We start from the raw sequence: 13,253 nt of genomic DNA, 5'->3' as shown, positions 1-13,253 counted from the left end.
TGATGCTGCTAGATAAATATTTTCAACTCATGGTTGATAAACAAGCTTCGGACCTTTTTGTGTCTGCCGGATTAACGATTAGTGCTAAAATTGATGGTGAATTACGTTCACTTGATGACGAGCCCATAGATGCTGCTAAGTCTTTGTCTTTGGTTGAGTCGCTTATGACACCTAAACAAAAACAACAGTTTCATGAACATAAAGAATGTAACTTTGCGATAGTAACGGATGTTGGTCGATTTCGTGTCTCAGCTTTTTGGCAACGTGATTGTGCGGGCATGGTCATACGTCGGATCATCACAGCAATCCCAGATGTACAAGAGCTTGGTCTACCGTCAGTATTAACTGATGTTATTATGGCCAAAAGAGGGTTGCTGTTATTTGTAGGTGGCACAGGAACAGGTAAGTCAACTTCATTGGCTGCGTTGCTTGGGTATCGTAACCGAAATCAGCGTGGGCATATTCTGACAATTGAAGACCCCATTGAGTTTGTTCATGAGCATAAAAAGAGCATTATTACTCAGCGTGAAGTGGGGCTCGATACTGAAACTTTTGAAGCAGCACTAAAAAGTTCTTTGCGCCAAGCCCCTGACGTCATTTTAATTGGTGAAATACGCTCCCAAGAAACCATGGAGTATGCACTGAGCTTTGCAGAAACGGGTCATTTATGTGTGGCTACTTTACATGCCAATAATGCTAACCAAGCCATTGACCGTATTATGCACCTTGTTCCAAAAGAGAAACATGACAAACTAAAGTATGATTTAGCACTGAATTTGCGGGCGATTGTCGCTCAACAGCTCGTGCCTTCATCCAAGGGAGAAGGGCGAGAAGCGGCAATCGAAATTTTATTAAACACGCCATTGGTCGCTGAGCTAATTAAAAAAGGAGATGTGGGGTCGATTAAAGAAGCGATGGGCAAGTCTAAAGAAATGGGCATGCAAACGTTTGATCAAGCATTATTTGAACTGTATAAGCAACAGCGAATTAATTATGCAGATGCATTGCATCATGCTGATTCACCTAATGATTTAAGGTTGATGATAAAGCTGCAAAATAATGAGCAACAAGGCGCTGGGTTCTTGCAAGGGGTCACGGTTGATGGGCTCGATAAAAGATAATCTATATAATGCACTCACGATAGGTGTAATGCTTATTACACCGCTTTTTGTCAGTGCAACAGATAATGTTCAAATGTACATTCGCGATGATGTATATGCTGATTATCAACGTTTTTTAAATGGTCGAACTGTCACGGAAATTGACAACTTCAGCGGCAGATACATTCGCCGTGATGTGGTTGATATGATTTTAGTTCAAAAAGCGCTGCAACTAGGCGGCTTTGACAAGTCATTTGATTATCAAGTTGGTAATGTTAATTTTCGTAATACAAAACTACTTGAACAGGGTAAGTTATTACTTAGTTTTGATAGTTATTGGCTCGCGGATGCTAAACCATTGGCAGAACATATTTTTATCACCGATGCAGTGATACGCCGAGGCGAGTATTTTGCTGGTTTATACTATTCGCCACAAAATAGTAAAATGACAGACTTATCAAGTTTTGACGGGTTGAATACATTGACTGCGGTTAGTACACCAAGATGGCGTACAGACTGGGAGACGTTAAAAAAATTGCCATTAAAGCGTCATGTTCTGGAGCATGAATGGGTAGCGCAAGCTCGTATGGTTAGCATGCAGTGGGTTGATTTTATGCTAATGCCGCTCATGCCAAATAAAAGTAACGAATATATACTAGAGGGCATTCACTTGGTGGCTCATCCAAAGTGGGTTGTATTACTTGATGGCAGCCGGCATTTTGTAGTCTCTAAGTATCATCCTGATGGCGAACGTGCTTTTGCCGCTTTGCAGTTAGGCTTGGCGAAACTAAGATCAAAAGGCTTGGTTAAACTTGCCTATCAACAAGCGGGGTTTGTGCCTGATTGGTCTAAAAGGCAAGAGCTTAAACCTCAGGCTAATTAAGCTCAATTAATTAATAAGCGAGCTTGCTTACTCTCGCGTTACTTTCATTTTCCAGAGCCAGCAATTACGATATAAAGGCGCTTTGATAGTGAAAAAAATATTATCATTGGATTGCAAGCACCAAAGCATTTCATATTTTAAAACCCTTATGCTAACACGTTTATTGCCACAAGCTTTCAAAGTAGCTTTCTAAAATGATCACTGCCGACATACTATCAACATTTCCTTTGCCAAGGTTACGATAGCCTCCTTGTTCAAACAGTCTTGCCTTTGCATCTGCAGTGGTTAGGCGTTCATCTTGTGTTTCTACCGGTAAGCGGTAATTGTTGTGTAATCGGTTGGCAAACTTTTTGGCTGCAAAAGTAACATGCTGATTTGTACCATCCATATTTAAAGGTAAACCAACAACCAATAAGTTTGGCTGCCATTGCTCTATATGGACCGCGATATCTGGCCAGTGAGGAATGCCGTCTTTGGCTTTAACCGCGCCCAAACTATTAGCTGTACCAGTAAGCTCTTGTCCAATCGCAATACCAATACTTTTGGTGCCAAAATCAAACCCCATAACAGTGCGCTCGCCAAGGCGAACCGATTCTTTTTTAGTCATATCTAAGTCTATGCATGTCCTGCTTGGATGCTCAGTTGAGCAGCGTCAATACCCAGTATTTGCACTGCTTTTTCCCAGCGTTTTTCAGGAGGTGTGTTAAATATAATCGCAGGATCTGCTTCGATCACCAGCCATGAATTTTCTAGCAACTCTTTTTCAAGTTGGCCACGTTCCCAGCCCGCGTAGCCTAATGTTATTAAAAAAGAGTCGGGGCGAGCATTTGAAGTTAATGACGCCAGTACATCTTTTGATGTTGTGATCATGATATCAGAGCTCAGCTCCTGGCTTGATGAGTATCCCAGTTTTGGCGTATGTAGTACAAAGCCTCTGTCAGTATGCACTGGGCCTCCGGCAAAAACGTGCTCAGCTGCTGCATCAGTGCTCTTGTCGTTATCAATTTCAATTTTGTCTAATAGCTCGCCGACAGTAACGTCAATAGGGTGGTTAACTACCAACCCCATTGCACCTTCTTCATTGTGCTCACAAATGTAAGTCACAGTATGCTTGAAAAAAGGGTCTTGCAAGCTGGGCATTGCGATTAAAAAATGGTTCTCTAATGATTGCATATTTATCAGCCCCTAATGAGTTTTATTTAGTATGGGTGAGTTTTGCTTCTATCGCATCATAAAACATGCCCATAATTGAAATATCGTATGCGGCTTCAATTTCTTTAACGCAAGTAGGGGCTGTGACATTGATCTCAGTCAGCTTGTTACCAATAATGTCTAGGCCCACAAATAGCAGTCCTTTTTCTTTTAACGTGGGTGCCACGGCTTGTGCAATGCGTAAATCGTCCTCACTTATTGGTCGAGCTTCACCCCGACCACCTGCTGCAAGGTTGCCACGAGTCTCACCCCCTTGAGGAATCCGTGCTAAGCAATAAGGTACAACTTCACCATCTACTACAAGTACACGTTTATCGCCTTGCTTTATTTCTGGGATATATTCTTGTGCCATGGCAAAACGCTGTCCATGTTCGGTGAGAGTTTCACAGATCACACCAATATTGGGATCATCTTGTTTAACTCTAAAAATAGAAGCCCCCCCCATGCCATCAAGAGGCTTTAGGATGATATCTTGATGTTTAGCTAAAAACTCGCGTATATGCGCTTGTGAACGGGTAACTAAAGTATCGGGTGTATGTTCGCTAAACCAAGCGGTGAATAGTTTTTCATTGGCATCACGTAGGCTCTGTGGCTTATTGACCACCAAGCAACCGGCTTGCTCAGCACGTTCAAGAATATAGGTGGCATAGATATACTCAGTATCAAAAGGCGGGTCTTTACGCATTAAAATCACGTCAAGATCTGCCAGTTCAATGGCTTGCTTTTCTTCCAGTTCGTACCAATGGTTTGTGTCATCGAACACTTTTGCTTTGGCGGCTGTTGCTTTAGCATGGCCTTGATATAAAAATAAGTCGTCCATTTCCATATAATACAGCTCATACCCTCTTTGTTGAGCTGCCATCATCATGGCAAAGCCAGTATCTTTTTTGATATTAAATCCACTGATCGGATCGCTAATGATCCCTAATTTTATAGCCATGCATCACCTATATACTGTTTTTATTAACTATGGGGGTAGAGTTGTCAAAATTAAAGAGCTAAGTCACCAAACTGCAGTTGTAAGGCACTTAAAACAGTAAGCGCTGCAGTTTCTGTGCGTAATACTCGTGGCCCTAAACGCACGTCAATAAAGCCTTGTTGGTTGGTAGCTTGCATTTCTTCATCGGTAAATCCACCTTCAGGACCAACAATAAAGCGAATACCTGTGGTTGGCGTTGGCAAAGTTTTGATATTGTGTTCAGCACGAGGATGAAGGGTTAGTTTTAGCTCGTTTGATGGTTGCGCTAACCAGGTATTTATTTCAATGGGTGGGTTAATCACAGTGATGGTGTTTCGACCTGATTGTTCGGCAGCCGCAATCGCAATTTTTTGCCATTGAGCATGTTTTTTAGCAAGTCGCTCGCCAGATAGTTTTACGCCACACCGACTGGTAAACAAAGGCGTTATCTCACTGATGCCTAATTCAACCGACTTTTGAATGGTAAAGTCCATTTTATCACCACGAGATATTCCTTGACCAAGGTGAATTTTAAGCGGGGACTCACAGTCGCGGTTATTAAATTCAAGTACTTGAACTGATGTTTTTTTCTTTGATATTTCAATGATTTCGCATAAAAATTCACCGCCTTGACCATTAAAAAGGGAGACTTTTTCACCTACTTGCATACGCAAAACTCGAGCAATATGACCTGCGGCATCGTCTCCTAATATGGTTTGATTATTTAAAGTTAATTCAAAAGGGTGGTAAATATGAGGTATACGCATAACTGACCTACAAAAACTAGCAATGGAGCAATAGTAAAGTTTTGCACTGTGAGCGTCTAGCTAGTAAACAGGATTAGTCGTATTTTTTGTTTTATTATTTTTATGAGTCTAACTTACACAGCGAGGCTTCTATATCTTCCCCTACGGCTGATAATGCGCCATTACAAGATAGGTGATTTACATTTGCTTTATCAGTTAGCTTTTCATACTCAAAGCTACCATCTTGTTGTTGAACTAGGATGTAGCGCACTAGATGAAGGGAATTAAAAATAAACTGCTGCTCTTTGTTTGCTAAATGATAATCAACACTTGAGATTAAAACACCGCAAATTTGATGATGCTCGTTCAAATAGGTGGCTAATTCAGATACGCTTATTTCATTTGCAAAATCACAATAACAATAATCTTTAATTAAATTATCAAACATCATTTTAAGTAGGTGGCGGCTGTTATCACCAGCCGCTATTATTTGGCTCTCTTCATTAGCAGAGTGCTTTTTCAAAAATTCAGTATACTCCCTGCTGAATTGCATATTACTATCAACTAACAAAAAATTATCAAGCTTGAGAGACATGGTTTCACCTAGTATAGCTTTGACTACTCGCTACACAGAAAACGTATTAATAAGTAAATAGCCTATTGATACGAATACTGCAAACTCAATACAAGCAATTCCGATATTATCTTGGTGGTCAACTTCAAGACCAATGTCAACTTTAGGCAACGAAAAGCTCAGCAGTGCAATACTTCCGGCATACAGTAATGCCCACATTAAACCGCAATGCAGTACCACCGAAAATAGGTTTTCAACAATCATTGCGCCATGATAGGGCGCACTATGTAATCCAGCATAAATAGCCAATGCAAGTCCAATTGTTTTACCTGCATATCGAATCCCAATTGACGTGTTGGCGAGACTAAAGTTTTGTTGTAGAGAGGCTCCTTGGTTCACTTTAGCAAAGCGACTTTCTCTGAATTTGCTGTCTAGCGCAAACATACCTTGTAACAATAGGAAGCTTGAGCACACCACCAATAAATCACTGATACCTTGAGGATGCACCCAGTGATATAAACCTAATACCAAAATACCATTAGCAATGAGCATACCTGAGTCGACCAGTGCTGCGCAGATATTTTGTTTTAAAATTTCTTCTCCCTCGTTGAATTGATATAAAATCCATTTTCGGTGGATGTACTGGCCAAAATAGATAAAAACAAAGATCAGCGAGATAGTCAGTGTTGATTGAAGTGGTTGCTCACGTACGGTGTGGTATTTTATATCATTAAAAAAGTACGCAACACTGAAAACAATGACTGCGATTTGACAAGCATAGCTAATGCCTAAGGCAAAATTGTCGCGTTTAGCTAGCTCTTCTTGCAAAGCTTGTTTTGCTCGATACTGAACTTGTAAACGCAATACGGTAACAACAAGGCAAATAACGATAAAACTCGATAAAATAGCAAAAAAATTAATATTAGCTAACGACAAATAAGTCATATTCGCTCTACTGGTCAAATTTAGATATTGTTACTATAACGACTCCCAACTCATTGAGCCATATCGCTATGGAGATTTTTTATGCATGATGCCACTTTACCTGCCAACTTGGCTCAACTAGCACAAGCACGCTGGCAACATTTGTATGGTAATAAAACGATAAATTCGTCTTTAGCGCGCTTGCTTGCGATGAGTGACTTTGCATTTAGAATATTACAAAAAGAGCCAAATCTAGGTGAGTGGTTGCTTGATGCACAGCAAATGCAAAGTCGTGAATTCCCCAATCCATTACCCGAAGAGCTGACTACATTAGATGATAGGCAGTGCTTTAGCTTGCTCAGAAAGTACCGGCAGCGTTTTTGGCTTAAAGTGATGTGGCTGGATTTAGTCGCAGGTAATGATATTGCCGACAGTATTGCTTATATATCTAAGCTTTCTGAGGCTTTGATCGATGCTGCGAATAAATGGGCTTTTGCACAAACGATAAAGCAATGTGGCACACCTATGGATGAATTTGGTAAACCACTGCCTATGCTCGTAATTGGTATGGGAAAGCTTGGCGGTAGGGAGTTAAACTTTTCATCTGACATTGACTTGATTTTTTGCTACCCGTGTAATGTGCCCACACAAGGTGGTCGTAAAAGCGTTGAAGCGCAAATATTTTATACTAAAGTTGCGCAAAAACTGATTGCTGCACTTGATCAAGTAACCGTTGATGGTCAGGTATTTCGTGTGGATATGCGCTTGCGTCCTTTCGGTGAGAGTGGCCCTTTGGTAATGAGTTTGTCTGCCATGGAGGATTACTATCAAGACCAAGGCCGTGAATGGGAGCGTTATGCAATGTTAAAAGCGCGCTTACTGGGTAAGCAGTCAGAACATTGGCAGACGTTCTATAGCATGTTGCGCCCGTTTGTATATCGTCGCTATATTGATTTTTCAGTGATTGAGTCGCTAAGAAAAATGAAGCATATGATAGCGCAAGAGGTCAGACGAAAAGGACTTGTGAATAACATTAAGCTGGGGGCTGGTGGTATTCGAGAGGTTGAGTTCATTGTGCAAGCTTTACAAATGATCCGAGGTGGCAGAGACACTTCGTTACAAACACCCTCAATAGTCAATGCCTTAAAACAATTAGATACATTAGAAGTGATCCCCCATGATGTCGTTGATTCGTTGCATGAGCACTATCTGTTTTTAAGAAAAATAGAGCAATATTTACAAGCGTTTGACGATCAGCAAACTCAAACTTTACCTGACAATGCGATTTCTCAAGCGCGATTAATAGTGCTTATGGATTGTAAAGGCTATGAGCAATGTTTAGAGGTACTGCAAAAAGTGATGCTGAGTGTTCGTGATGAATTTACTCATGTAATTGGTGATGAGCCGCAAGAAGACTCTGAATTTGATGACGCGTTTACTTATGTATGGCTGGAAGGAGATACTGAGCAATTAGCTGGTAAAGTAACTGAATCACAAATACAGCCATGGCAAAGCGCACTTAAAAGCTTTATCAACGCCCTAAAGAAAAAACAAGTGGGTGCCCGTGGAGCTGATATTTTGGATAAGCTATTGCCCTGTTTGTTGCATCAAGCGGCAGAACAAAATTTGAGTGGTAATGTGTTGACGAGTGTTTTGAATATTATCGCAACAATCGTCTCTCGGACTGCTTATTTAGAACTATTGTATGAAAACCAAGGTGCATTAAAACAGCTGATTTCTCTGAGCGCTCATAGCCTGTGGATTGCAGAACATATCGCTAAATACCCCATCTTATTAGATGAGTTATTAGACCCCGCTGCTTTGTATAAACCTTTGCCTTTACAAGCTTATAAACTCGAGATACGACAATATTTTTTACGTATTGAACAACATGATTTAGAACAGCAAATGGAAGCGTTGCGCCAATTCAAACAAACGCACCAGTTACGTATTGCGGCTGCAGATGCCACAGGTGTTCTCAATATTATGCAAGTAAGTGATCACTTAACGGCATTAGCGGAGGCCATTATTGAGCAGTCGGTTAACCTTGCTTGGCAACAAATGGTTGTGCGATTTGGACAACCACAGCACTGTCATGAAGATGCAAAGGGCTTTGCCGTTATTGCCTATGGGAAAGCTGGTGGGTGGGAACTGGGTTATGACTCTGATCTTGATCTTGTGTTTGTGCATAATAGTGATGGTGATAGTTACACTGAGGGTGAAAAGTCGATTACATCAAGACAGTTTTACTTAAAGCTCGCACAGCGTTTAATGCACTTATTTAATACTCGTACAGCCTCTGGGATTTTGTATGAGCTGGATACGCGTTTGCGCCCTGAGGGTAACTCCGGACTTTTAGCCATCAACTTAGAAAGCTTTTATCAATATCAGTTACAGCAAGCTTGGACTTGGGAGCATCAAGCTTTGGTCAGAGCCAGGATAGTGCTTGGAGAGTCAAGTATGGCAGCGCGTTTTAACGAGATCCGAACGCGTGTTTTGCACCAAGAAAGAACACGTGAAAAGCTTCTGGAAGATGTGGTTACAATGCGCGAAAAAATGCGTACTCACCTTAGTAAAGATACTGACGTTTTGTTCGATTTAAAGCAGGGGAAAGGAGGAATGACAGATATTGAGTTTCTTGCTCAATATTTTGTATTAAATTATGCACATAGCCATCCTGAAATCTCAACATATACAGACAATGTACGTATTTTAGCATGTGCACATAAGCTGGCTATTTTGAGTGCGCAAGAGCAGACTATATTGATTGATGCATACTGTTTTTTCCGCGAGCGATATCATAATCAAAGTCTAAATAGCCAGGGTAAATGTACCGTTAGAGATGACTTGTTAAGCAAAATGATTGAGCAAGTTACGCAAATTTTTAACGCTGTATTGATATTGAAAAGCTGATTAAGATGGCCGGTGATGAAGCATGCTTATCACTGGCCATGTACTAGTTCGTTAGTCTACGGCAACTATCGCGAACAAAACGCGTTGGTTTTTCGGTTATGACGGCAGCACGTTGACGATGGCAAAAAAACGTGTAAATTTCATATTCAAAGTCGTCGTTTATGGCTCGACCAACCTGATATAGTGCTGATAAGAAGTTACTGTCTACACGAAAGTTTTGCTTTACAACATAGTCTTTATCTAAGTACCAAAAAAGTTCAATGTTTTCTCTACGTGCATAATCTGCAAGTACACTTTTTAGTGTATCACCAGATTCAAAACGCCTCGGCTGATGTTCGCCAGTCCAACTCTGGTTTGAGGCTTTTACTGCTCTTTCTCTGTCTTTTAACGCAGCATCGATACCAAATGAGGGGTTGCCTAGTTCAATTACAAACTTAGCACGTTCAGTATCTTTGCTTGATTTACTGTTTCTAAAGCTTTCATAAAACTGTGAAAAACCTTGCGCAGCGATGTTAGCTGTGGTGCTGACACTCATCTTTGGTAATGCACCAAATAAAAAATGATACGCTGATAAAATCAGTACCACAGCGAGTGAAAGATGTTTAACCCAGAACCAAGCGGCAGATATTTGCTTTGCTGCTTTTTTACGCCTAATTGGAGGTGTAGGTTGCTTAGTTTGTGTTTTTTGTGTTTTTTTCATTACCATAAATAAAGTTAGCTGTAATAGGATGGTGCGTTTTCATCAGGCCTAGTCTTAAAACGTCTATGTAGCCACATGTATTGCTCTGGTGCTAATATAATTGACTGCTCCATTGTTTTATTTACTCGCGTTACGTCTTGTTTGGCATCGCCACTTGGGAAGTGTGTCAACGCTGGATAAATTTTCACATGGTACTTCCCATATTTGTCTCTTATACCACTAAGGCTTAGTGTTTCACAATTTTTGCTAGATGAAAATAGTAATGTACCAGTTGTTGATGCAGCATCAGGCACCGCAAAAAATGAGGTAAATTCACAGCGGTTTCGACCATAGTCTTGATCAGGTAGGTAATAACACATTTTTTTATTTTTAAGTGCTTGTATCAATCCTTTCACATCACGCTTAGAGATTAACGTTTCATTGGAGCGTAATCGACCTTTGGTCATAAAGTATTCCATTAATGGGTTGTTATGCGGTCTGTAAAAACCAATCCCCTGTTGTTTGATACCTAATACGCGGCTTAACATCTCCAAGTGCAGCATATGTGGCACTAGTAATAAAACCCCTTTGCCTTGATGTTGAATTTCTTCAATTAGTTCAAACCCTTCAATCGACCCTAACACTCTATTGATACGCCATTGAGGCCACCACCAAGCCATACTGGTCTCAAGTGTTGCAATACCGGTATTTTCCATATTTTTTAAAACCATATCGGCTTGTTGTTGTTTACTAAGGTGAGGAAAACATAAAGCAATATTGACTTGAGCAATATAGCGGCGTTTTTTAAAAAATTTATGCACAAGGCGACCTAGCTGTTTACCCAAAAAGAACTGGGCACGTTGTGGCAACCAAGATATGAGATACATAAAAAGTACACCAATCCAAGTTAACCAATAGCGGGGGGTTAAAAACGACCATTTAAATGCTGGGGTTGTTACCACGAATATTATCTCTTACTGCAAGGTGGCGTTAGTTTATCTACAACGGCCTTAAAATACAAAAGCCGACATAATGTCGGCTTTTAAAAAGGAGTAAAAGGCAAGATTAGCCTTGGATCAAACCTTTGTTAATTGCTACTAAATCGCTACGTGATAATGTGCCAGTTGCTTGTTTTAAGCGCAGAGATGACAACACATACTGATAACGCAGGTTCGCTAAGTTACGCTTAGCATTATATAAGTTTTGCGTGCTAACTAATACGTCAACTATTGTACGAGTACCTACTTCAAAGCCTGCTTCAGTAGCCTGTAATGCGCTCTCTGCAGAGACAACAGCTTGCTCTAACGCACGGTAAGTGGCTACATTAGACATCACTTGGTTGTATGAGGTAATAACCGAGCGCGTAACTTCACGCATGCTTGCTTCTAAATCTTGGCTAGCACCCACATAAAGAGCACGAGCCTGCTCAGTAGCTGCCATGGTGGTACCACCTGAGTAAATAGGTACGTTCAGTGTTAAACCAACACTGGTTCTATCACCTCTTGGACGATGTAAACTACCGTCTGAGTCAGTGAGAGAGTCACTATAAGACGCATTTAGGTTGAGTGTTGGGTAATGACCAGCTTTAGCTAGCTCAATTTGATCTTCAGCAATATCTAAACTTGCTTTAGCCAGTGCCAGAGAAAGATTCTTATCTTTGGCAATTGTCACAAAGTCATTGGCTTGCTTATTTGGCGAAACAGTTGAGAACGTTTCGGTATTTAATGAATCCAGTTTACTGTGGTATTTACCTGTGATGGTACGTAGTAACTCACGAGCGGTTTCTACATCATTTTTGGAGACTATTTCATTTGCCACTGCACGGTCAAACTGAGCTTTTGCTTCGTGTACATCAGTGATTGCAGTTAAGCCTACTTCATAGCGTTGTCTAGTTTGTTCAAGTTGGCGTTCAATAGCGCGTTTTTCTGCTTGCACGAACTCTAAGTTATCTAATGCACTGAGTACATCGAAGTATCCTTGAGCAATACGTACAACGAGTTCCTGCTGTGTTAGCTCATATTGGGTCATGGCTTGCATTGCTTGTTTTTTAGCAATGTCTAAATTTTGCCATGAAGTCATATTGAAGATGGTTTGTTGTAATGCAATGCTTCGGCTAAAAGTGTCTTCAAAGCCGCTCATCATTGAGTAACCAGTTGCATCAGTTTGAGAGTTAGGCGCGAAGTCACTATCAACTTGATTGTAACCAGCTTCAAAACCGAGCTGCGGTAACAGCACTCCTAAGGCTTGCTCTTTTGCAAATTTTTGTGCATCCGCTTGTGCTTTGGCATTGAGTACTGTTGGATCGTTTGCTGTTGCAATGTCGTATACTTGAAGTAAATCTTCGGCGTGCGACAGATTAGATGTTAGGGCGCATGATAGGCCAACTAACAGAGATAATATGCTTTTTTTCATCGTTCGTTCAGTCCTTAGACAACTTTTTGTATTAAACGCATGTTACCTTGTTTTTTTTCAGAACGAAAAAGTTTAAACGTAAAACAGTATCAACAAATGTAACAGAATATAATACAAGCCTTTATTTGGTAATAAATGGCTAAAAATAATGAGAATCAACATAATGGGGGTAGTTGATTACAATTTAAACCCCCGGTGTAAAAAAATAGGATCTAGTTATGTCATCAATCGCATGCTTTGATAAGCAAGACGTGAAGTTGGAATCAGTTAAAAGCATATTCAATGGTTTTTTTGAAATACAATTGTATCAGTTTCGTCACGCCTTGTTTTCAGGTGGTATGTCACAAACTATCAGCCGAGAAATTTTAGAGCGAGGCCATGCTGTTGCCGTATTGCCTTATGACCCTGTGACAGATTCTGTGTTATTGATTGAGCAAATACGTATTGGTGCGATGGCGAGTAAAGCATCTCCTTGGTTATTAGAATGTATTGCAGGTATGGCTGAGGGAAGTGAGCAATATGAAGATGTTGCACGTAAAGAAGCACAAGAAGAGGCTGGGCTTGAATTAAATGAGCTACACTTTATGACCTCGTATTTATCAAGTCCTGGAGGTACTACTGAACGCCTTTACTTATATCTGGCCATTGCGGACTTATCAGAGGCTGGTGGGGTGTATGGTTTAGAAAGTGAAGGTGAAGATATTAAAAGTCATGTGATACCCTATAGTGAAGCGATAGAGCGGTTGCAAAGTGGCGAAATTGATAACGCAGCTACCGTGATTAGTTTACAATGGCTCGCACTTAATAAAGCAAAAGTGCTGGTTGGTTAGATAGGTTAAAAAGTTGAGGTGT

The 13,253-nt window shown here is 40.6% G+C and carries 13 protein-coding genes; 4 read left to right on the top strand and 9 right to left on the bottom strand.

The window, feature by feature from the left end; all coding sequences use genetic code 11:
- Positions 1-2: 2 nt before the first annotated feature.
- Both OCI93_RS08485 and OCI93_RS08480 read left to right on the top strand, forming a co-directional pair.
- On the top strand, positions 3-1,121 hold the full coding sequence (locus OCI93_RS08485; protein ID WP_261592032.1) for a PilT/PilU family type 4a pilus ATPase: 1,119 nt from the start codon (positions 3-5) through the stop codon (positions 1,119-1,121).
- Positions 1,102-1,983 carry a hypothetical protein gene (locus tag OCI93_RS08480; RefSeq protein ID WP_261626204.1) on the top strand — a complete coding sequence of 294 codons (882 nt, stop codon included), beginning with the start codon at positions 1,102-1,104 and terminating at the stop codon, positions 1,981-1,983. The genes OCI93_RS08485 and OCI93_RS08480 overlap by 20 nt, the downstream gene beginning before the upstream one ends.
- 160 nt (positions 1,984-2,143) lie before the next feature.
- On the opposite strand, the gene ruvX is transcribed toward OCI93_RS08480, so the two are convergent.
- The 6 genes from ruvX to OCI93_RS08450 form a co-directional block, all read right to left on the bottom strand.
- A complete protein-coding gene (ruvX, locus tag OCI93_RS08475) occupies positions 2,144-2,590 on the bottom strand; it encodes a Holliday junction resolvase RuvX (RefSeq protein ID WP_261592033.1) in 447 nt (148 codons plus the stop codon).
- 8 nt (positions 2,591-2,598) lie between these two features.
- A complete protein-coding gene (locus tag OCI93_RS08470; RefSeq protein ID WP_261592034.1) occupies positions 2,599-3,156 on the bottom strand; it encodes a YqgE/AlgH family protein in 558 nt (185 codons plus the stop codon).
- Between the two features lie 22 nt (positions 3,157-3,178).
- Positions 3,179-4,135 (bottom strand): glutathione synthase, encoded by a 957-nt coding sequence (gshB, locus tag OCI93_RS08465; protein ID WP_261592035.1) that lies wholly within the window; start codon positions 4,133-4,135, stop codon positions 3,179-3,181.
- 50 nt (positions 4,136-4,185) lie between these two features.
- The gene (rsmE, locus tag OCI93_RS08460; protein WP_261592036.1) at positions 4,186-4,920 is read right to left on the bottom strand and encodes a 16S rRNA (uracil(1498)-N(3))-methyltransferase; all 735 of its coding nucleotides are present in this window, start codon (positions 4,918-4,920) and stop codon (positions 4,186-4,188) included.
- Positions 4,921-5,020: 100 nt separating this feature from the next.
- A complete protein-coding gene (locus tag OCI93_RS08455; protein ID WP_261626203.1) occupies positions 5,021-5,494 on the bottom strand; it encodes a hypothetical protein in 474 nt (157 codons plus the stop codon).
- A 30-nt stretch (positions 5,495-5,524) separates the two neighbouring features.
- Complete coding sequence (locus OCI93_RS08450; protein WP_261592038.1) at positions 5,525-6,418, bottom strand: DUF350 domain-containing protein; 894 nt, start codon at positions 6,416-6,418, stop codon at positions 5,525-5,527.
- Positions 6,419-6,499: 81 nt separating this feature from the next.
- Here OCI93_RS08450 and glnE point away from each other — a divergent pair, with 81 nt between their 5' ends.
- A complete protein-coding gene (glnE, locus tag OCI93_RS08445) occupies positions 6,500-9,310 on the top strand; it encodes a bifunctional [glutamate--ammonia ligase]-adenylyl-L-tyrosine phosphorylase/[glutamate--ammonia-ligase] adenylyltransferase (protein ID WP_261626202.1) in 2,811 nt (936 codons plus the stop codon).
- A gap of 43 nt (positions 9,311-9,353) precedes the next feature.
- On the opposite strand, the gene OCI93_RS08440 is transcribed toward glnE, so the two are convergent.
- The 3 genes from OCI93_RS08440 to tolC form a co-directional block, all read right to left on the bottom strand.
- The gene (locus OCI93_RS08440; protein ID WP_261592040.1) at positions 9,354-10,010 is read right to left on the bottom strand and encodes a toxin co-regulated pilus biosynthesis Q family protein; all 657 of its coding nucleotides are present in this window, start codon (positions 10,008-10,010) and stop codon (positions 9,354-9,356) included.
- Positions 10,011-10,024: 14 nt separating this feature from the next.
- Positions 10,025-10,951 carry an LpxL/LpxP family Kdo(2)-lipid IV(A) lauroyl/palmitoleoyl acyltransferase gene (lpxL, locus tag OCI93_RS08435; RefSeq protein WP_261626201.1) on the bottom strand — a complete coding sequence of 309 codons (927 nt, stop codon included), beginning with the start codon at positions 10,949-10,951 and terminating at the stop codon, positions 10,025-10,027.
- Between the two features lie 103 nt (positions 10,952-11,054).
- Entirely contained in the window at positions 11,055-12,401 is a 1,347-nt protein-coding gene (gene tolC, locus OCI93_RS08430) for an outer membrane channel protein TolC (RefSeq protein ID WP_261626200.1), read from the bottom strand.
- 218 nt (positions 12,402-12,619) lie between these two features.
- Here tolC and OCI93_RS08425 point away from each other — a divergent pair, with 218 nt between their 5' ends.
- Entirely contained in the window at positions 12,620-13,231 is a 612-nt protein-coding gene (locus OCI93_RS08425) for an NUDIX domain-containing protein (RefSeq protein WP_261592043.1), read from the top strand.
- Positions 13,232-13,253 lie beyond the last annotated feature (22 nt).

It is taken from the genome of Pseudoalteromonas holothuriae (assembly GCF_945859825.1).
GTDB lineage: Bacteria > Pseudomonadota > Gammaproteobacteria > Enterobacterales > Alteromonadaceae > Pseudoalteromonas > Pseudoalteromonas holothuriae.
The sequence above is the reverse complement of the archived record's forward strand: the minus strand, read 5'-3'. Positions and strand labels throughout refer to the sequence as shown.

Coding starts and splice junctions, on each gene's coding strand:
- OCI93_RS08425 (WP_261592043.1), top strand. CDS start 12,620: ATGTCATCAATCGCATGCTTTGATAAGCAAGACGTGAAGTTGGAATCA.
- OCI93_RS08480 (WP_261626204.1), top strand. CDS start 1,102: ATGGGCTCGATAAAAGATAATCTATATAATGCACTCACGATAGGTGTA.
- OCI93_RS08470 (WP_261592034.1), bottom strand. CDS start 3,156: ATGCAATCATTAGAGAACCATTTTTTAATCGCAATGCCCAGCTTGCAA.
- glnE (WP_261626202.1), top strand. CDS start 6,500: ATGCATGATGCCACTTTACCTGCCAACTTGGCTCAACTAGCACAAGCA.
- tolC (WP_261626200.1), bottom strand. CDS start 12,401: ATGAAAAAAAGCATATTATCTCTGTTAGTTGGCCTATCATGCGCCCTA.
- OCI93_RS08455 (WP_261626203.1), bottom strand. CDS start 5,494: ATGTCTCTCAAGCTTGATAATTTTTTGTTAGTTGATAGTAATATGCAA.
- OCI93_RS08440 (WP_261592040.1), bottom strand. CDS start 10,010: ATGAAAAAAACACAAAAAACACAAACTAAGCAACCTACACCTCCAATT.
- rsmE (WP_261592036.1), bottom strand. CDS start 4,920: ATGCGTATACCTCATATTTACCACCCTTTTGAATTAACTTTAAATAAT.
- ruvX (WP_261592033.1), bottom strand. CDS start 2,590: ATGACTAAAAAAGAATCGGTTCGCCTTGGCGAGCGCACTGTTATGGGG.
- OCI93_RS08450 (WP_261592038.1), bottom strand. CDS start 6,418: ATGACTTATTTGTCGTTAGCTAATATTAATTTTTTTGCTATTTTATCG.
- gshB (WP_261592035.1), bottom strand. CDS start 4,135: ATGGCTATAAAATTAGGGATCATTAGCGATCCGATCAGTGGATTTAAT.
- OCI93_RS08485 (WP_261592032.1), top strand. CDS start 3: ATGCTGCTAGATAAATATTTTCAACTCATGGTTGATAAACAAGCTTCG.